Source organism: Mesosutterella porci (genome assembly GCF_022134585.1).
GTDB lineage: Bacteria > Pseudomonadota > Gammaproteobacteria > Burkholderiales > Burkholderiaceae_F > Mesosutterella > Mesosutterella porci.
Genome location: NZ_JAKNCT010000007.1, coordinates 121,555 through 138,428, shown reverse-complemented (window position 1 = coordinate 138,428; position 16,874 = coordinate 121,555). Strand labels below are relative to the sequence as shown.

Annotated in this window: 17 protein-coding genes; 7 read left to right on the top strand and 10 right to left on the bottom strand. The window is 59.3% G+C overall.

Annotated features, from left to right (window positions below):
- Position 1 precedes the first annotated feature (1 nt).
- The 7 genes from MAF45_RS07025 to MAF45_RS06995 all read right to left on the bottom strand — a co-directional run bounded on the left by MAF45_RS07025 (position 2) and on the right by MAF45_RS06995 (position 8,016).
- Positions 2 to 1,435, bottom strand: coding sequence for a M20/M25/M40 family metallo-hydrolase (locus tag MAF45_RS07025; protein WP_237978886.1), 1,434 nt, complete (start codon positions 1,433 to 1,435; stop codon positions 2 to 4).
- Between the two features lie 8 nt (positions 1,436 to 1,443).
- On the bottom strand, positions 1,444 to 2,376 hold the full coding sequence (locus MAF45_RS07020; protein ID WP_237978885.1) for a septal ring lytic transglycosylase RlpA family protein: 933 nt from the start codon (positions 2,374 to 2,376) through the stop codon (positions 1,444 to 1,446).
- The gene (gene rodA / locus MAF45_RS07015) at positions 2,369 to 3,490 is read right to left on the bottom strand and encodes a rod shape-determining protein RodA (protein WP_370659311.1); all 1,122 of its coding nucleotides are present in this window, start codon (positions 3,488 to 3,490) and stop codon (positions 2,369 to 2,371) included. Before rodA ends, MAF45_RS07020 begins: the two co-directional genes overlap by 8 nt.
- Positions 3,487 to 5,439 carry a penicillin-binding protein 2 gene (gene mrdA / locus MAF45_RS07010; RefSeq protein WP_237978884.1) on the bottom strand — a complete coding sequence of 651 codons (1,953 nt, stop codon included), beginning with the start codon at positions 5,437 to 5,439 and terminating at the stop codon, positions 3,487 to 3,489. The genes rodA and mrdA overlap by 4 nt, the downstream gene beginning before the upstream one ends.
- Before the next feature lie 24 nt (positions 5,440 to 5,463).
- Entirely contained in the window at positions 5,464 to 6,021 is a 558-nt protein-coding gene (gene mreD / locus MAF45_RS07005; RefSeq protein WP_237978883.1) for a rod shape-determining protein MreD, read from the bottom strand.
- Positions 6,018 to 6,902 carry a rod shape-determining protein MreC gene (gene mreC / locus MAF45_RS07000; protein WP_237978881.1) on the bottom strand — a complete coding sequence of 295 codons (885 nt, stop codon included), beginning with the start codon at positions 6,900 to 6,902 and terminating at the stop codon, positions 6,018 to 6,020. Before mreC ends, mreD begins: the two co-directional genes overlap by 4 nt.
- 64 nt (positions 6,903 to 6,966) lie before the next feature.
- The gene (locus MAF45_RS06995; protein WP_237978879.1) at positions 6,967 to 8,016 is read right to left on the bottom strand and encodes a rod shape-determining protein; all 1,050 of its coding nucleotides are present in this window, start codon (positions 8,014 to 8,016) and stop codon (positions 6,967 to 6,969) included.
- Positions 8,017 to 8,251: 235 nt separating this feature from the next.
- On the opposite strand from MAF45_RS06995, the gene gatC reads away from it, so the two are divergent.
- From gatC to gatB, 3 genes are read left to right on the top strand one after another with little or no spacing between them, the layout of a single operon-like run.
- On the top strand, positions 8,252 to 8,542 hold the full coding sequence (gene gatC, locus MAF45_RS06990; protein WP_237978878.1) for an Asp-tRNA(Asn)/Glu-tRNA(Gln) amidotransferase subunit GatC: 291 nt from the start codon (positions 8,252 to 8,254) through the stop codon (positions 8,540 to 8,542).
- Between the two features lie 7 nt (positions 8,543 to 8,549).
- The gene (gene gatA / locus MAF45_RS06985) at positions 8,550 to 10,007 is read left to right on the top strand and encodes an Asp-tRNA(Asn)/Glu-tRNA(Gln) amidotransferase subunit GatA (protein ID WP_237978877.1); all 1,458 of its coding nucleotides are present in this window, start codon (positions 8,550 to 8,552) and stop codon (positions 10,005 to 10,007) included.
- Positions 10,008 to 10,031: 24 nt separating this feature from the next.
- A complete protein-coding gene (gene gatB, locus MAF45_RS06980; RefSeq protein ID WP_237978875.1) occupies positions 10,032 to 11,480 on the top strand; it encodes an Asp-tRNA(Asn)/Glu-tRNA(Gln) amidotransferase subunit GatB in 1,449 nt (482 codons plus the stop codon).
- A 109-nt stretch (positions 11,481 to 11,589) separates the two neighbouring features.
- Here gatB and pyrE read toward each other — a convergent pair whose 3' ends face one another.
- Complete coding sequence (gene pyrE / locus MAF45_RS06975; protein ID WP_237978874.1) at positions 11,590 to 12,267, bottom strand: orotate phosphoribosyltransferase; 678 nt, start codon at positions 12,265 to 12,267, stop codon at positions 11,590 to 11,592.
- A gap of 85 nt (positions 12,268 to 12,352) precedes the next feature.
- Here pyrE and MAF45_RS06970 point away from each other — a divergent pair, with 85 nt between their 5' ends.
- The 3 genes from MAF45_RS06970 to MAF45_RS06960 are packed head-to-tail and all read left to right on the top strand — an operon-like array spanning position 12,353 to position 15,171.
- On the top strand, positions 12,353 to 13,123 hold the full coding sequence (locus MAF45_RS06970) for an exodeoxyribonuclease III (protein ID WP_237978873.1): 771 nt from the start codon (positions 12,353 to 12,355) through the stop codon (positions 13,121 to 13,123).
- A 5-nt stretch (positions 13,124 to 13,128) separates the two neighbouring features.
- The gene (locus tag MAF45_RS06965) at positions 13,129 to 13,830 is read left to right on the top strand and encodes a pseudouridine synthase (RefSeq protein ID WP_237978872.1); all 702 of its coding nucleotides are present in this window, start codon (positions 13,129 to 13,131) and stop codon (positions 13,828 to 13,830) included.
- A 3-nt stretch (positions 13,831 to 13,833) separates the two neighbouring features.
- On the top strand, positions 13,834 to 15,171 hold the full coding sequence (locus MAF45_RS06960; protein WP_237978870.1) for an AmpG family muropeptide MFS transporter: 1,338 nt from the start codon (positions 13,834 to 13,836) through the stop codon (positions 15,169 to 15,171).
- On the opposite strand, the gene MAF45_RS06955 is transcribed toward MAF45_RS06960, so the two are convergent.
- Positions 15,155 to 15,742, bottom strand: coding sequence for a YecA/YgfB family protein (locus tag MAF45_RS06955; protein WP_237978869.1), 588 nt, complete (start codon positions 15,740 to 15,742; stop codon positions 15,155 to 15,157). The two genes, MAF45_RS06960 and MAF45_RS06955, sit on opposite strands and share 17 nt — an antisense overlap.
- A 47-nt stretch (positions 15,743 to 15,789) precedes the next feature.
- Here MAF45_RS06955 and MAF45_RS06950 point away from each other — a divergent pair, with 47 nt between their 5' ends.
- Positions 15,790 to 16,197 carry a DUF1840 family protein gene (locus tag MAF45_RS06950; protein WP_237978868.1) on the top strand — a complete coding sequence of 136 codons (408 nt, stop codon included), beginning with the start codon at positions 15,790 to 15,792 and terminating at the stop codon, positions 16,195 to 16,197.
- Between the two features lie 11 nt (positions 16,198 to 16,208).
- On the opposite strand, the gene MAF45_RS06945 is transcribed toward MAF45_RS06950, so the two are convergent.
- On the bottom strand, positions 16,209 to 16,859 hold the full coding sequence (locus MAF45_RS06945; RefSeq protein ID WP_237978867.1) for a response regulator: 651 nt from the start codon (positions 16,857 to 16,859) through the stop codon (positions 16,209 to 16,211).
- Positions 16,860 to 16,874 lie beyond the last annotated feature (15 nt).

Below are 16,874 nucleotides of genomic sequence, written 5' to 3'. Positions count from 1 at the left end.
TTTACTCCGGAACGTTCGCAAGTATCGAGCTGATGCAGGCGAGGAACTTGCGTGTATAGCCTATGTCCAGGCTTTCATCAGGGCCGTGTGCATTGGAGCCCGGTCCGAGGACGCCGGTGACGGCAAATTGAGCGCGCGGGAAAAGGCCTGCGAAAAGATTAAGGATTGGAATGGATCCGCCCTCACCCTTCCGAAGCGCAGGAAGCCCCCAGAGTGCCAGCGACGCCTGGTCGCAGGCACGAGAGAACCAAGGGGCCTCTTCCGGAGCCTGCCAGCCGGAAAGAGCCTCGGAGTCTGAAAAGGAGACGGCCACGTTGAAAGGCGGATCGCGGGTGAGCTCCTTCGTCATCTGTCGCAGAGACTCCTCAGGGTCGGCGGCAGGTGGAATACGGATGGACAGACGCAGGGTGGTCTGGGGCAGCTGGACGTTGGCGGCCTCCGAGGGGGCCGGCAGCCCGCCGGCTCCGATGATCGAAAGCGAAGGCTTCCACGTCTGGGCGGTTACTGCCTTCTCGACCAGGTCTTCATAGGGACGGGTGGGCGCCCCGTTAAGGCCCGGGCACCAGGGAAAGCGCGTCAGGTAATCCTCTCCAAGGAACTTGGCGGCGCTTTTGATCTCCTCCAGCCTGCGCTCCGGGATGGGCGGGTTGAAGCAGGAGAGCCGGAAATGACCGGTCAAGGGGTCTGTCAGGCGGTCCAGAAGAATGCGCAGTGCATCGAATGTGCCGGGGACGATGCCGCCGGCTTCGCCGCTGTGGACGGCGTGCCGGAGGATTTTGACGGTCAAGTTGGCGGACAGCGTGCCGCGGACGGAGTTTGTCAGCCACAGCTGCCGGTAGCTGCCGGCGCCAGAGTCCAATACAAAGACAATCCTCGGGCTGCCGCAGCGGGTCCTGAGCTTCGCAAGGTAATAGTCAACATCATTTGAACCGGTTTCTTCGCGTGTTTCGAAAAAACCGACGCAGCGCGGGTGCGGAATGCCTTCGCATTCCAAAGCCCGTATCGCGGTCATCGCCCCGTAGAAGGAATAACCGTCGTCGGCGCAGCCTCTGCCGTAGAGCCTGCCGTCCCGAACAACGGCCTGCCACGCAGAAAGCCCTGCGCTCCAGCCGCTGGCTTCCGGCTGCTTATCCAAGTGGCCGTAGAAAAAGACGGTGTTTTCTGAGTTTTCCCTGAACCGGCCGGTCGGTTCGATGGAGAAAAACAGACTGGGCGAGCGTCCCTCATCCTGCAGGACTGAAAAGTTTGCCTCGTGAAAGTGCTTTTCCCCAAACGCGGCCGCTTCCCGACACACCTGCAGAAGAACGCCGTTCTCGCGCCACTTGGCGTCGAATCCCGGCGACAGCGACTTTCTGCTTACAAACCTTTCAAGCGCCGGCTGAGCCTGCGAATCCCAGAAACAACTGACCTGCTGAAGAATGCTTGAATAATCCATTTTTATACTCAGCGCTGAGACGGGAACGCCCTGCTCCCGATAATCTGCGAAATTTCTGCGGAGGCCTGAGCGGCGCCGTCATGCCCCTGATACTGCCCGGCCATGACCCGGTACAGTCCGTCCGAGGATTTCACGATCCGGGTGGCGTAGGACCTCTGGTATCCGTAGGAAGACAACAGGGCCTCGGCATGCGCCGACCAGGCCCTCGCATTGTCAGCACTGGAAAAGGCGCCGATCTGCACGGACCAGCTTCTGGTGCGGCGATCCAGCTGGATGCTCTGGCTAGGAACGTTCTGGGCGGTTTCGGTGCTGGCCTGCAGCGTTCCGGATGCCAGCGCTCCGCTGCGCCATGATCCGCTTGCAATTTCGGCCATCGTAATACGCTCGACCTCAACACGTGCGGTTCCCTTCTCCGCGTATCCCAGGCGCCGGGCGGCCTCATAGGACAGATCGATGATCCGATCTCCGAAAAAAGGGCCCCGGTCGTTGACTCTTAGAATGATGCTTTTCCCGTTCTCAAGATTTGTGACTTTCGCATAGCTGGGCAGTTCCATTGTCTTGTGGGCGGCGGAAACGGCATACATGTTGAAAGTCTCCCCTATGGAAGTCTTCTTGCCGTGGAACTGCCGTCCGTACCAAGATCCTATGCCCCGCTCCCTAAGCGGCTGATCGCCGGTGATGGGGACATAGCGCTTGCCCAGCACCACATAGGGGCGATTGGCACCCCTGGCCGGTTTTTCCACCTTCGGAAGAGTTCCTATCATAGGGGCTCCGGCAGGGGACGTCCCGGCTGACGACGGGGCCGTTCCGGTCGGCGGCGTCGGTATCTCGGTGCCGTTGCCGACAGGCTGATCTGGCGAGTGGGTGGTGGAGCATGATGCCAGAACCAGTACAAGGGGCAGGACGCCTGCCGCCAGCAGCCTTCGCATAATCTCAGTCATCTTTATATTTCTTGTTGGCGGATATAGCCATCAGCATGCCCGTGCAGGTGCCTAAGGTCAGAAGGGCGGTTCCGCCATAGCTCATAAAAGGCAACGGAACGCCTACGACAGGAAGAATTCCGCTCACCATGCCCATGTTGACAAACGTGTACGTGAAAAAAATAACGGTGATCGCACCGGCCAGCAGCTTCGAAAAGGTGTTGGAAGCATTAATGGCGATTCGCATCGAGATGCAGATGAGCGCGAAGTAGGTCGCCAGGAGAAACAGATTGCCGACAAGTCCGAATTCTTCTGAAAAGACCGCAAAGAGAAAGTCACTTGTTCGCTCCGGGATAAAGTCCAGGTGAGCCTGAGTGCCTTCCATCCATCCTTTGCCGAAAACGCCGCCCGAGCCGATGGCGATTAACGCCTGAAGGGTGTGGAAGCCTTTTCCCAGCGGGTCCGTGGTGGGGTCAAGCAGCGTGAGCACCCTCTGCCTCTGGTAATCCCGCATGAAGGTCCAAATAATGGGAAGGGAAGCGAGGGCGGTGCCCAGGATTGCGAAAAGCCATCTCCATGGCAGACCCGAGAAAAAGACAACAGACGCGCCGGCGGCGGCCACCAGTATGGCCGTTCCCATGTCAGGCTGCTTCAGAATCAGCGCGACAGGCGCTGCAATGATCACCGCCGCTATGGCAAAGTCCCTTCCCGAAATGCTCTCCTGCCGTGTGTGAAAGAACCATGCCAGCATCATGGGAAGCGCTATTTTCATGATTTCGGAGGGCTGGATCTGAGTAAAGCCGATGTTAAGCCAGCGGGTGGCCCCCTTGATGGTGGTGCCGGCCACCAGGGTGGCGACAAGAAGCAGTACGCCTACCAGATAAAGCGGCAAAGCCATTTTCATCAGATAGCGCGGATGGATGTTTGCGAATATCACCAGCACGACTAGAGCGATGAGAATGTTGCGCGCCTGGTCTGCGATGCGCCAGGGATAGCTGTAGCCGGCGGAGAAAAGGGTCATGAAGCCGGTCAGCGTCAGGATGGCGACGACTATGGCAAGCGCGAAGTCCATCCGGGCCAGCCGCTCAAGAAAGCTGCTCCAGAGTCTTCGCAAAATCCTGGTGTCAAAATTCATTGCTGCGCCTCTTTTGAGGAAGATGCCGGGCCGGCGGGCTTCTGCAGGTAAGCCGGCGGCGGCAGTCCTAAAGAATTTCTGCCAAGCAGCCAGTAGTCCAAAACGGTGCGCGCGATAGGAGCGGCGGAACCGGCTCCCCATCCCCCGTTTTCCACCAGAACCGCCATGGCAATTCTGGGGGAGGCCGCCGGGGCGAAGGAGATGAACAGACCATGGTCGCGGTGAGCCTTAGCCAGGGCCGCCGCATTGTATTTCTGGCCTTGGGCAATGCCGACGACCTGAGCCGTGCCGGTTTTCCCGGCTGCTACATAGGGTGCTCCTCTGAAGGCGCCGGCCGCGGTTCCTTCGCGGGTGACGGTGGTCATGGCGTCGATGATGAACTCAATGTTTTTTCTTGAGGCGGGCATCACTTTCCTGTAGCTGGACGTGACCGGCTGGGTTTTCTGTGTTGCCGGATCGAAGATCGCCTTGACCAGATGGGGCTGCAGGGACACTCCCCTGTTGGCCAGTGTGGCTACGGCATGCGACAGTTGCAGCAGGGTGAAGGCGTTATAGCCCTGCCCGATGCCGAGGGAAATGGTGTCGCCAGCCAGCCACGGCTTGTGAAACTGCTTCATTTTCCATTCTGCGTTGGGCAGCACGCCTTTCTGCTCGCCGAGCAGGTCTATGCCCGTGAGCTGTCCGAATCCCCAGGGCTCCATGAAATCGTGGATTTTTTCCGCTCCGAGATCATGGGCGAGTTTGTAGTAGTAGACGTCGCTGGAGACCGTGATGGAGCGCCTGAGATTCAGAATGCCCTTGTGAACCTTGGAGGCATCCCGGAACTTGTGTCCCCCGAGTTCGTAGACGCCCTGATCGTTGATGGTGGTGGAGGGAGTGATGACGCCGCTCTCGAGGCCCGCGAGCGCCATGAACGGCTTGTAGGTCGAGCCGATCGGGTAAATTCCCCGCATCGCGCGGTTGAGCAGCGGCTTCCTGGGCGATGTGTTCAGGCTGTTCCATGTTTCGTAGTCGATGCCGTTTAAAAAGAGGTTCGGATCGTAGGTGGGCTTGCTCACGAAGGCGAGGATTTCCCCCGTGGCGGGATCGATGGCGATCAGGGCGCCGTTGTTGCCGCCGAAGGCATGCTCCGCCACCTTCTGAAGGTTGACATCTATGGATAGAGTGAGGTTTTTACCGGGCACCGAGGGGGCCGAGGCCAAATACCGAATTGGCCGTCCGCCCGCCGTGACCTCAAGCAGAGATTTGCCCACGGTTCCGCGCAGATCGTTCTCATAGGTTCTTTCAATGCCGACCTTGCCGATGTTGTAGGCTCCGCGGTACTGCTCTTCCAGTCCGTCCTGTTCGATGCGTTTTTCGTCGGCTTCGGATATCCGTCCCATGTAGCCGAGAAGATGGGCGCCGAGGGAACCGAAGGGATACTGCCTGAATTCCCTCGAGGCGAGCTCCACTCCAGGGAACTGCCATTTATTCACCAGAAACATGGCCATTTCGGACTCCGTCAAGTCAAGCCTGATGGGTATGGGATCGAAGCGCTTGGATTCGGCGAGTAGCCGTTTAAAGCGCTTCTGGTCCGTCGCAGAAATGGGAATGACTCGGGAGAGTCTCTCAATCAGGGTGCTGAGCTTCTCCTCGGTTTTGGACGGAGTGATTTCAAGAGAGTAGGCCCAGTAGTTCCTCGCGAGAATGATGCCGTTGCGATCCAGGATCAGTCCTCTCGAGGGCTGTGACGGAATCGTGACCGAGCGGTTGTTTTCCGCCTGTGAAGAATACTGGTTGTGCCGGATAACCTGAAGCCACACGAATCGCACTGCCAGCAGAGAAAAGCAGAAAAAAATGAAGCAGAGCGCGAAAATGGCTCTCCGCCTGAATTCAGCGGCGTTTGATTCGACCGAGCTGATGGTTCTCTGGCGGGGGACGATCGATGACAAGCGGCGAAAGAGTCTCATCGCGCCTCCGGTGCAGAAACCGGCTTAAAGCGGGCTGGTTTCGTCATTTTTAGATTTTCTCTGGGGCATGAGGAGAATCCAGCTCCACAGGGGCCACAGCAGGGCGCAGAACACGCTGGACAGAAACCAGCTCCAGCCGGGCCAGGCGCGTTCTCCCCAGCTCCTGACCAAAAGCACCAGAACCTGAGTGAGCAGCAGCATGGGAAGCAGGTGCAGTGCCTGAGCCGGGGCGCGGAACCAGAAAAGGCGCCGACTGGCCTTCTGAACCATATACGAGAGCACCACGTAGGCGAAGGCGTGCTGCCCGAGCAGCGAGCCCTGCTGGACGTCCATGACGATGCCAAGCATGAAGGCTACGGCCATGCCGATCCAGTTCGGCTGCCGCATGGTCCAGAAGATAAGCGTCAGGGCCAGAAAGTCGGGCACCCAGGCCGCGCGCTTGAGGAATATGTTCAGCAGTAAGCTGATGAGGATCGATGCCGCCACCCACAAAGGATTTGCGGGAAGAAGAATGTAAGCCTTAGGCTGCTCAGTGATGGTGGATGGCGCCGGAGAGGAAAACAGGCGGGAGAAAATGTTCATGGCGCAGCTTTCTCTGTTTGTGCGGCTCCTACGCTACGGCCGGGGTCGACGTTGACGAGGGCCACCATGACGTATCGGCCGAACGAGGGCGAGGCCGAGAGTCTGACCCAGACGTGAGCGAAGGCGTCGCCCCTGATCTTTTCCACATGGGTAACCTTTCCGACGGGTATCCCCGGCGGAAAGACTCCGTCAATTCCGGAGGTCTGCACGGCGTCGCCTTCCTGAATATCAGCTACGGCCGGCACGAACTGCAGCTCGACCGTCTGGTCGGACTGCGTGTACGAGGTAGCGCATCGGATTCCTGAGCGCGGGAGGTAAACCGGGAACTGCATGGCCGGGTCCGTGAGCAGTGTGACCTCGGAGCGGTCGGCGCTGACCCGCGCGACCTGGCCGATGACGCCGTTTTCATCTATGACGGGCATACCCGGCTCGATGCCGCTGTTCTTGCCGATGTTGATTTCAATGCGCTTGGAAAAGACGTCGGCGGTTTCTCCCTTGACGATGCCGATGGCTGCAGAGCGCCGGATCTGCGTCTTGACGCCTGCGAGGGCTTGCAGCTGACTGTTTTCGGCCTTGAGTTTTTCGAACTCCGAAAGGGCGAAGCTCAGCTCGGCGTTTTTCTTCTTCAGCTCTTCGTTCTCTGCGGTCAGCTTCTCGACGGTCGTAAAGAACTGTCCTATGCCGTGGAAGGAGCGGCCGACGCCCTCCGAAACCGCGACGGCGGGCCGTAGAAGGTACGAGTCGATGGTTGCCCTGAAGGACTCCAGGGTTTTCAGCTTGCCGTCAACCAGCATCAGAATGATGGAGAGGCTTGCGAAAAAGACGAGCCTCACCCCCGCGGGCAGCCCTCTTCTGAAAAGCGCTGGCGAGCCGTTATCCATAGTTCATTAAGCTCAAAGCGAGGCGTTCCCACACAAAAGCAGGCGGTACTCCGGCCGGGACCGGTCAGCCGTACGTGAAGGCGGTCCGCAGCTGCTCGATGTTTTCAAGGGCGATGCCGCATCCCTTGACCACGCAGTTGAGAGGCTCCTCGGCAATATGGACGGGCAGGCCGGTCTGTTCCTGCAGCAGCTGATCCAGGTCGCGCAGGAGTGCACCGCCGCCCGTGAGCATCATGCCGCGTTCGGCAATATCTGCTCCAAGCTCCGGGGGCGTCCTTTCAAGGGCGGTCTTCACGGCGCCGACGATCTGGTTGAGGGGCTCGGTGAGCGCCTCCAGCACTTCGTTGCTGTGGATGGTGAAGGTGCGCGGAACGCCTTCGGAGAGGTTGCGCCCCTTCACCTCTATTTCCTTCGCCTCCGAGCTGGGGAACGCAGAGCCGATCTCCATTTTGATCAATTCGGCGGTGGGCTCGCCGATGAGCATTCCGAAGTTTCTGCGGACATAGCCCACGATGGCTTGGTCGAACTTGTCTCCGCCGACGCGGACGCTGCCGGAATACACCATGCCTCCAAGCGAGATGACGCCCACTTCCGTGGTGCCTCCGCCGATGTCGATGACCAAGGAGCCTGCCGCTTCTGACACCGGCAGACCCGCCCCGATGGCCGCCGCCATCGGCTCCTCGATCAGGAAGACCTCGGAGGCTCCGGCTGCTTCGGCGCTTTCCTTGATGGCGCGGCGCTCAACCTGAGTCGACCCGCAGGGGACGCAGATGATGATGCGCGGATTGGGCGCGAAAAGCTTGGACGGCCGCACCATGCGGATGAACTGCTTCAGCATCTGCTCAGTGACGGTGAAGTTGGCGATGACTCCGTCCTTCATGGGCCGGATAGCCTGGATGTTGCCGGGCACACGCCCGAGCATCTGCTTGGCCCGGTGGCCGACGGCGTGAATCGTGGTTTTGCCGTTGGGGCCTCCTTCCTGGCGGATGGCAACCACTGAGGGTTCATTGAGGACGATCCCCTTTCCCCTCATATAGATAAGGGTATTGGCCGTGCCAAGGTCAATGGCAAGGTCATTGGAAAAATAGCTGCGGAAAAGGCTCAGGCCGAACATTCTGAAAATCTCTAATGGGGGGCAAAAAGGACACTGCTTATTTTATCCGCTGTTGCGTTGGCTTAGAGCCAACCTTATGCGGCAAACGGAAGATCATGGAGCAATTCCATGCAAGTGGTCAATGATAGACTAAGCGCTGGTCAGATGCCGGACTGGAAACTGTTTTTTACAGCAATTTTGTCCTGTGCTCTTTCGTGCGGCATCGTGAGTCGAGAACAAACCGGAAAAATTCATTATGTCTCTTTCCAAGGAAGACGTTCTGCATATCGCCCACCTGGCCCACATAGATTTGTCGGAGGCCCAGATTGCCAAAATGCAGTGCGAGCTGAATGATATTTTTGAAATGATCGAGCAAATCCGCGCCGTCAACACGGACGGGATTGAGCCCATGCTTCATCCCATGGACGGGGAGGAAAGGCTGCGCGAAGACGTGGTGGCCGAAGAGGACATCAGGCAGGCCGCCTTTGAGAACGCTCCAGAAGTGAGCGACAGCATGTTCCTTGTACCACAGTATGTAGAGTCCTGAAACCGCTATGAAAGACATTACTCGTTGCTCCGTTGCGCAGCTGTCTGAAAGGCTGCACGCCCGCGAAATCTCAGCCGTTGAAGTGGCCCAGCAGTTCCTTGACCGGATCGAGGCCCACAGGGAGCTCAATGCGTTTCTCGACGTCCGCCCGGAAGTGACCCTGGATCAGGCCAGGCGTGCCGATGAGATGCTTGAACAGGGAAAGGGGGGCTTCCTGACCGGAGTGCCTGTCGCCCATAAGGATATTTTTGTGACCAAGGAGTGGTTCTCCACCGCTGCGAGCCGCATGCTGAAGGGCTACAAGAGCCCCTTCGACGCCACTGTCGTTGCGCGTCTGAAGGCCGAGGGGATGGTCTGTCTCGGAAAGCTGAACTGCGATGAGTTCGCTATGGGCTCCGCCAATGAAAACTCGGCTTACGGCAAATGCTTCAACCCCTGGGACAGCCGCGCCGTTCCGGGGGGATCCTCCGGCGGATCGGCCAGTGCCGTGGCGGCCAGACTCACCCCTGTGGCCACGGCGACGGATACCGGCGGTTCGGTCCGCGAACCCGCGGCTTTCTGCGGCGTGACAGGACTGAAACCCACGTACGGCCGCCCCTCGCGCCTCGGAATGATCGCCTTCGCATCCAGCCTTGATACAGCCAGCCTTATGGCCCCCTCCGCGAGGGATATTGCGCCGGTTCTCTCCAAAATGGTTGGCTTCGACCCCAAGGATTCCACCAGCGCAGACCATCCGACCGAAGATTTCAGCAGAAACCTCGGAAAGTCGATCGAAGGGCTGAGGATCGGGTTGCCCCGCTCCTGGTTCTCCGAGCAGCTTAGTCCGGAGGTTCGGGCCCGCATCGAGTCCGTCAGGGATTTTTATCGGGATCGGGGAGCCGTCATCGTGGACATGGACCTGCCTATGGCCAAGCTTGGGGTCCCGGTCTACTACGTGGTGGCCAGCGCCGAGGCCAGCTCCAATCTGTCGCGCTACGACGGCATCCGCTACGGCTACCGCGCCAAGGACTGCGCCACCATGGACGAATTGATCCGCCGCAGCCGCAACGAAGGACTCGGCGATGAACCCAAGCGCCGAATCATGATTGGAACCTACGTGCTCTCTCACGGCTATTACGATGCCTATTACCTTAAAGCCCAGAAAGTCCGCCGCCTGATCGCCCAGGAATTCCAGAAGGCGTTTGCTGATGTGGACGCCATCTTGTCTCCTGTGGCACCGGGCGCAGCCTATGACTTTGGCGAAAAGGCTGATCCGGTGTCGGCTTATCTCGGCGATCTGTACACCGTGCCCGCGTCGCTTGCCGGCCTGCCCAGCATGAGCATGCCCTGCGGTTTTACCGGCTCGGGCCGCCCGATCGGCGCTCAGCTTACGACCGCTCCCTTCAATGAAGCCCTGCTGCTGCAGCTGGCTGACGCCTGGCAAAGCGAAACCGGCTGGCACGAAAAAGTCCCCGCGGGGTTTTAACTGAGAACGGAAGGAAAACACAAGATGCAATGGGAAGTTGTAATAGGGCTTGAGACCCATGTCCAGCTCTCGACCAAAACCAAGATTTTTTCCGCGGCGGACAACGAGTTTGGCGGCGAGCCGAATTCTCATGCCTGCGCAATCGACATGGCGCTGCCCGGAGCCCTGCCGGTTCTCAACAGGGAGGCCGTCCTCAGGGCCGCGCGTTTCGGTCTGGCCATTGGGGCGAAGGTGGCAGAGAAGTCGGTTTTCGACCGCAAGAACTATTTTTATCCGGATCTTCCGAAGGGTTATCAGATCAGCCAGTTCGAACATCCCATCGTGCTGGGGGGAAAGCTCTCCTGCCTGGTCACCCCGAAGAAGGGAGATCCGTACATCAAAGTGGTTGAGCTGACGCGAGCTCATCTTGAGGAAGATGCGGGAAAGAGCAACCACGGAATTCATCCCGGCGAAACCGGCGTGGACCTGAACCGGGCCGGAACCCCTCTGATCGAGATCGTGACCGAGCCCGTGATGCACTCCTCCGACGAGGCGGTTGCGTATGCCCGTGCCCTGCATGCTCTGGTGGTCTGGCTGGGCATCACCGAGGGGAACATGCAGAACGGCAACTTCCGCTGTGACGCCAATGTGTCCGTCCGGCCGGTGGGCGACCCGAAACTGGGCACGCGTTGTGAAATCAAGAATCTGAACAGCTTCCGGTTCCTGCAGAGCGCCATCGACTATGAGGTGAACCGTCAGATCGAGCTGATCGAGGATGGCGGGAAGGTGGTCCAGCAGACCCGGCTCTACGATCCAGAGAACGACGAGACGCGGCCCATGCGGTCTAAGGAAGACTCTATGGACTACCGGTATTTCCCGGATCCGGATCTTTTGCCCTGCGTGCTGTCAGCCGAAGAAATCGAGGAGCTGCGCCGGAATCTGCCTGAGCTTCCCCACCAGATGTTCGAACGCCTGAAAAAGGAAGACGGCCTGTCGGAGTACGATGCCGGCATTCTCACCTCCAGCCACGCCGTGGCGCAGTACTACGACGAGCTCGCCCACCTGGTCGATGACAAGAAGGCTGCGGCCAACTGGGTCATGGGGGAGCTCAGCAGCGCGCTGAAGCAGTCCGAGGGCATGACGATAGACAAGGCTCCCGTGACGCCTGCAGTGCTGGCGGCCATCATGGCCCGCGTGAGCGACGGGACGATCAATCTGAAGGGGGCTAAAAAGGTTTTCAGCGCTGTTTGGAACGGCGAAGGAACCGATGTCGACGGCCTGATCGGAACCCTGGGGCTCAAGCAGATTTCAGATGCCGGCGCCATTGAAAAAATGGTCGATGAAGTGCTGGCCCGAAACGGAGCCATGGTCGAACAGTACAAGTCTGGCAAGCAGAAGGCCTTCAACGCCCTTGTGGGTCAGGTCATGAAAGTGGCTCGTGGAAAGGCCTCTCCGGCGGTGGTGAATCAGTTGCTGCACCGGAAGTTGGATTAAAGGGCGGCCCCCTGCTTCAGGCCGGGCGGGAGAAAAGGTTTCACGTGAAACCTGCTTTTCCGCCCGCTCCCAGCGAAGGCTGGAGCGGGGGAGTCCGAAAGAGCCTGCTTCAGGCCCCGTAGCGGCTGCGGTAGGCGGCAACGGCCTCGGCGTACCCTGCCACGGACCGAGCGGCGTCGCTGCCGCTTCTCATGAAGTTCAAAAGGCTGTCCAAGCTTGCGATTGAGACCACCGGGATGTGGAACGAGGCCTCGACATCCTGAACGGCGGAGGTTTCCGTCAGGCTGTCCGCATTCCCGCCCCTTTCCATGCGGTCAATGGCGATCGCGACCCCTGCGGGCTCGGCGTCTGCTGCACGGATGATGTCGATAGACTCCCGCACGGAGGTTCCGGCGGAGATGACGTCATCGACAATGAGAACCCGCCCCTGCAGGGGGCTGCCGATGATAGTCCCGCCCTCGCCATGATCTTTCTTTTCCTTGCGGTTGAACGCCCAGGGGAGATCGAGTCCTTTTTCGGCCAAATTGATGGCCACCGTGGCGACCAGAGGAATGCCCTTGTAGGCCGGTCCGAAGAGCATGTCGAATTTCAAGGTACCGTCGCCGGTCTTTTCTAGGATTTTCCGAGCGTAAAAATCCCCAAGGCGATTCAGGGTCGAGCCGGTGTTAAAAAGTCCCGCATTGAAGAAATAAGGGGAGAGGCGGCCAGCCTTGGTCTTGAATTCCCCGAATCGCAGCACCTTGGTTGTCAGGGCGAAATCGATAAAGTCATGCTCGAGATTGTTCATAGCGTGGAAGAGAGACAGTGTTCGTTGAGAGATTGAGGCAGAATAGGTTTTCTTATATCTTAACCGTCTGCAGTGCGCTCTGATCATGACTCGCATCATCACTTTCAATGCCAATGGCATAAGGTCGGCCGATAAAAAAGGCTTCTTCAACTGGTTTGCCGGACAGGATGCGGATGTTTTGTGCATCCAAGAGCTGAAAGCTCAGGCTGAGACTCTGCCTGAGCACCTCTTGCAGCTTCCCGGCTACGAGTCCCGGTTTCATTTTGCGGAAAAAAAGGGGTATTCGGGTTGTGCGCTTTACACCCGCCTGCCGGCAAAGAACTGGAAAATTGGCATGGGAGTTCCGGAGTTCGACAGTGAGGGGCGCTTCGTGGCGGCAGATCTTGGGTTTGCAGTGGTGATCTCCAGCTATTTTCCTTCCGGGACGAGCGGAGACGAGCGCCAGGCTGCCAAATACAGGTTTCTTAAGGCGATAGTGCCCGTGGTGGACGGTATCAGAAACAGCGGCCGGCAGGTCGTTCTCTGCGGGGACATGAACATCGCCCACAAGGAAATCGACCTTAAAAATTGGAAGGGCAATCTCGATCACAGCGGATTCCTGCCGCAGGAAAGGGCCTGGATGACCGAATTCCTTGATCAGTACGGCTGGGTCGATGTGTTCAGGAGGCTCGACCCGAATCCCGGACGCTACACCTGGTGGAGCCAGCGTGGCAAAGCCCGCGAGAAGAACGTGGGATGGCGCATCGACTATCAGCTGGCAACTCCGCAGATCGCCGACAGGGCCAGGCAGACGTCCATTTATGCAGATGAAAAATTTTCTGACCACGCCCCCCTGATCATCGACTACGATGTATAAATGCCATGCTTAGTCTCGAGCAGATATTATTTTCCCAGGGCTTCGGCACTCGCCGCGAATGCAGGGGGCTGGTGCTGCGGGGAAGCTTCAGCGTTTCAGGCAAGATCCTGTCGGACCCGGAGCAGGAGTTGCAGGAACAGGGGCTTGTCTTTTCCGTAGACGGCCAGTCGTGGCCCTACTTCGAGAAGGCAGTCGTCGCGCTTAACAAGCCGGCGGGTTATGAATGCTCCGCAAGGCCGGTGTTTCATCCGGGCGTGCTGTCGCTGCTGCCCGCCCCCCTGCGTGCCAGAGGCGTGCAGCCGGTGGGAAGGCTGGACGAGGATACAACGGGGCTGCTGATTCTCACCGATGACGGTGCGCTCAGCCATCGTCTGACGCATCCCCGGAAGCATGTGAGGAAAATTTACCGCGCGGTTCTGAAGCACCCCCTTTCGCCGGATTTCGTTCAGGCCCTGCTGCGTGGAGTGGAGCTTCGCGATGAGCCGCAGCCGCTGGCCGCTCTGGAAGTGAAGCCCGCGGGTGACAGGGAGGTGGAAATCACGGTCGACCAAGGCAGGTACCATCAGGTCAAGCGTATGGTAGCGGCCGCCGGCAACAGGGTCGAACGGCTTTCCAGGATCCAGTTTGGGAACTACAGGCTGCCCCAGGACGTGCGCCCCGGTCAGTGGTGCTGGATTGAATCCGCTACGGCGATCACGGGGAAATAGGCGATGGCAACCGGCCTCTCTTGGATTCAGGGTGCCAAGGGCTATTTGACGCCGCCCTGCATCCGAATGTTTTTTCTTGGTTTTTCTTCAGGACTGCCGCTGCTGCTGGTTCTGGGCACGCTGGGCTTTCGTCTGCGGGAGGCGCACGTCAGCCTGGTGACCATTGGCTTTATGTCCTGGGTCGGGCTCGTCTACGCCATTAAATGGCTGTGGGCGCCCGTCGTGGACCACCTGTCAATTCCCGTGCTGACGGAAAGACTGGGCAGGAGGCGCTCCTGGTTGGCAGCCTCTCAGGTCGCTCTGGCTGCGGGACTGTGCGGCATGGCGTTTGTCGACCCCGCCCAGAGCCTGAAAGTGACCGTGGCTCTCGCAATGTTCACGGCCTTTGCTTCGGCAACTCAGGATATCGTGCTGGATGCCTACCGCATCGAGAGCGCGAGCGTTGAAACCCAGGGCATGCTGGCGGCCGCCTACCAGTTCGGCTATCGAATCGCTATGATCTGGGCCGGAGCGGGGGCCCTCGGAATCGCCGCGGCGGTGGCTGGAGTCAACAGCGTCGAGTACGTCCCGCGGGCCTGGACCATTTCATACCTCGCCATGGCGGCCTCGGTCTCTGTGGGACTGGCCACCGTGCTGCTGTCGCCGGAACCGGCGCCCTCGCGGGACGCACAGGCGGCTCCCGCTGCGGAGTCCGGCCTGCCGGCGAGGCTCCGCGGGATGTTCTGGAAGCCTCTGGCTGACTTCTACGAGCGCTATGGCCGGTGGACGGCGGTTCTGATCGCCCTTGTGGCGGTTTACAGGATCTCAGACGTCGTTATGGGGATCATGGCCAATCCCTTTTACTCCGACATGGGCTTTACGAAAGCGGAAGTAGCGGTCGTGATCAAAGTCTTCGGCGTGGCAATGACGTTGCTGGGGACATTCGCCGGGGGACTCGTCGTCCTGAAAATAGGCGTCCTGAAAGCTCTGATGCTGGGCGGAGCGTTGTCGGCGGGGACGAATCTCCTGTTTTCCCTGCTCGCGGCCGTCGGGCACAGCGTCCCGCTGCTTGCCGTGATCGTAAGCGCTGACAATCTGGCTGGAGGTCTTGCAAGCGCAGCGTTCGTGGCATTTCTGTCGGGGCTGACCAGCCGCAGGTTTTCGGCAACGCAGTACGCGCTGCTGTCCTCCATCATGCTGCTGCTGCCCAAGACAATCGCCGGCTTCTCAGGCGTTGTGGTCGACAGCGTCGGCTACAGCCGGTTCTTCATTCTGACGGCCCTGATCGGGGTTCCCGTGATGATCCTGGTCTGGATGATTGGACGCAGCCCCTTTGCGAGGGGGCTTACGCCGGGATCTTGAAGCCTCTCGTCACTTCGGCTATTTCCGCAACGCAGGCCGCGAGATCGTCGAGCGCATCCCGCTCGTCCTTGAGCGGGAAGTCGCGGCAGATCTCCGCGATGGGCCCCGACAGGTCACCGCGGGCCTCGGGCGGGAGATGCCGGAAAATCCCGAGCAGAGCCCCGTTGACAGCCTGGCTGCCGGTCTCTTCCAGCCCCGGGAACAGGCGTACGGCGGTCAAAAAGCCCAGAGCAAAAGGCTCTAGCTCGTCGCCGCTGGGCCCGTCGTCTTCGAGAATGACGGGATCGATGGGCGACTTCCCCCTCAGCTGGGAGTCGATTTCCCTGTACCGGCGGTACAGCAGCTCTTCAAGCCGCGGGACGGCCGCGAGAGCCGGCTCTCTGCCTTCAGAGTCGAGAATATAGGGCATCCAGTCCTCGGGGGAGACTTCCTGCGGATGCAGCAGCAGCGCGGTCAGGTACCCGTCGGCTGCGTCGGCCTCCAAAGGATGGTGCTCTTCCGGCACGGAGGCGAGGAGTTCTTCGAGTTCAGCGAATTCGGCATCGGACAGGCGCGCGTTGTTTTTTTTCATAAGTCGGTCTGAACTGCGTATGCTTGTAAGCGTGATAGGAGAAGTGTATGGCAATTGTCAGATTCAGTTCAAAGGCTGCCGGCAGCTTTATCCTGATGCCGGAAACACAGAAGCAGATTTTCAAGGTGATCGGCAGACCTCTGAGCGAAAGCGGGGCCATCTCAGCCGAAGACGCGGCTGAATGGATTGAAAAACTCGAGGCGGCCGTGGCTCTGGAAAAACAGCAAAGGCAGCGCGCCCAGGAGGAGAGGCGCAGGTGCAGGGAAAAATGCGAGGCCGGCTTCCGCTCGCCGGGGCTGCATGCGAAGGAGCTTTTCGAGGAAGAAGACAGGCTGCAGGCCGAGGCGCAGGAGCAGAAAAGCATCGTTCCTTTTTCCGCACGTGTCTACCCGCTGCTGCAGATGCTCAGGAAGGCGCGGAAAAAAGGGGAGATGGTGATGTGGGGCATCCCGTAATGCGTTTCTTGTCAGCCCTTGCTCTTAGGCTGCATCGGGACTTCCAGCTGTTTTATCTTCCGGTACAGGTGTGTGCGCTCCAGTCCTGATTTCACGGCCACCTTGGACATGGAATAATTTTCTTCCTCAAGCAGAACCTGCAGGTAGAGTTTTTCGAATTTATCTCTCGCCTCACGCAGAGGCAGGGAAAAGGAAATGGTGTCGAGCAGCCTGTCGGAGGAGCGGAAGACGTCGGCGTGCGGGCCGTTTTTGTCAGCGGCCGCCACAGAACCGGCGGCGGAAACCGGGTCGGGGAAGCGGCTGTTCTGAAGCGCCGCGTTCACGGCTGTGAGAAGCCGCTTCATGGAGATGGGCTTCTCCAGAAAATCGCTCGCTCCATACCGCGTGGCCTCCACGGCCGTGTCGATTGTGGCGTGCCCGGACATCATGATGACGGGGCAGTGAAGCAGCTGCTTGGCGGAAAGCTCCTTTAAAAGCGTGACGCCGTCCATGTCCGGCATCCAGATGTCGAGAAGAACCAGGTTGAAGCTGTCGGACTGAATGGCCTGTCTTGCTTCCTCGGCATTGGCCGCCGTCTGAACTGCGTGTCCTTCGTCGGACAGTATTTCAGAAAGCAGTTCTCGGATGCCTACTTCGTCATCGACAACAAGAAGTTTTGCCATTTACGGCGTCTCCCA

Excerpts from the sequence above, each read along its gene's own strand:
- mrdA (WP_237978884.1), bottom strand. The coding sequence starts at position 5,439 with ATGAGACTCTTTCGCCGCTTGTCATCGATCGTCCCCCGCCAGAGAACC.
- MAF45_RS06995 (WP_237978879.1), bottom strand. The coding sequence starts at position 8,016 with ATGTTCGGCCTGAGCCTTTTCCGCAGCTATTTTTCCAATGACCTTGCC.
- gatC (WP_237978878.1), top strand. The coding sequence starts at position 8,252 with ATGTCTCTTTCCAAGGAAGACGTTCTGCATATCGCCCACCTGGCCCAC.
- mreC (WP_237978881.1), bottom strand. The coding sequence starts at position 6,902 with ATGGATAACGGCTCGCCAGCGCTTTTCAGAAGAGGGCTGCCCGCGGGG.
- gatB (WP_237978875.1), top strand. The coding sequence starts at position 10,032 with ATGCAATGGGAAGTTGTAATAGGGCTTGAGACCCATGTCCAGCTCTCG.
- rodA (WP_370659311.1), bottom strand. The coding sequence starts at position 3,490 with ATGAATTTTGACACCAGGATTTTGCGAAGACTCTGGAGCAGCTTTCTT.
- MAF45_RS06955 (WP_237978869.1), bottom strand. The coding sequence starts at position 15,742 with ATGAAAAAAAACAACGCGCGCCTGTCCGATGCCGAATTCGCTGAACTC.
- MAF45_RS06945 (WP_237978867.1), bottom strand. The coding sequence starts at position 16,859 with ATGGCAAAACTTCTTGTTGTCGATGACGAAGTAGGCATCCGAGAACTG.
- pyrE (WP_237978874.1), bottom strand. The coding sequence starts at position 12,267 with ATGAACAATCTCGAGCATGACTTTATCGATTTCGCCCTGACAACCAAG.
- MAF45_RS07020 (WP_237978885.1), bottom strand. The coding sequence starts at position 2,376 with ATGACTGAGATTATGCGAAGGCTGCTGGCGGCAGGCGTCCTGCCCCTT.
- MAF45_RS06970 (WP_237978873.1), top strand. The coding sequence starts at position 12,353 with ATGACTCGCATCATCACTTTCAATGCCAATGGCATAAGGTCGGCCGAT.
- gatA (WP_237978877.1), top strand. The coding sequence starts at position 8,550 with ATGAAAGACATTACTCGTTGCTCCGTTGCGCAGCTGTCTGAAAGGCTG.
- MAF45_RS06960 (WP_237978870.1), top strand. The coding sequence starts at position 13,834 with ATGGCAACCGGCCTCTCTTGGATTCAGGGTGCCAAGGGCTATTTGACG.
- MAF45_RS07025 (WP_237978886.1), bottom strand. The coding sequence starts at position 1,435 with ATGGATTATTCAAGCATTCTTCAGCAGGTCAGTTGTTTCTGGGATTCG.
- MAF45_RS06965 (WP_237978872.1), top strand. The coding sequence starts at position 13,129 with ATGCTTAGTCTCGAGCAGATATTATTTTCCCAGGGCTTCGGCACTCGC.
- MAF45_RS06950 (WP_237978868.1), top strand. The coding sequence starts at position 15,790 with ATGGCAATTGTCAGATTCAGTTCAAAGGCTGCCGGCAGCTTTATCCTG.
- mreD (WP_237978883.1), bottom strand. The coding sequence starts at position 6,021 with ATGAACATTTTCTCCCGCCTGTTTTCCTCTCCGGCGCCATCCACCATC.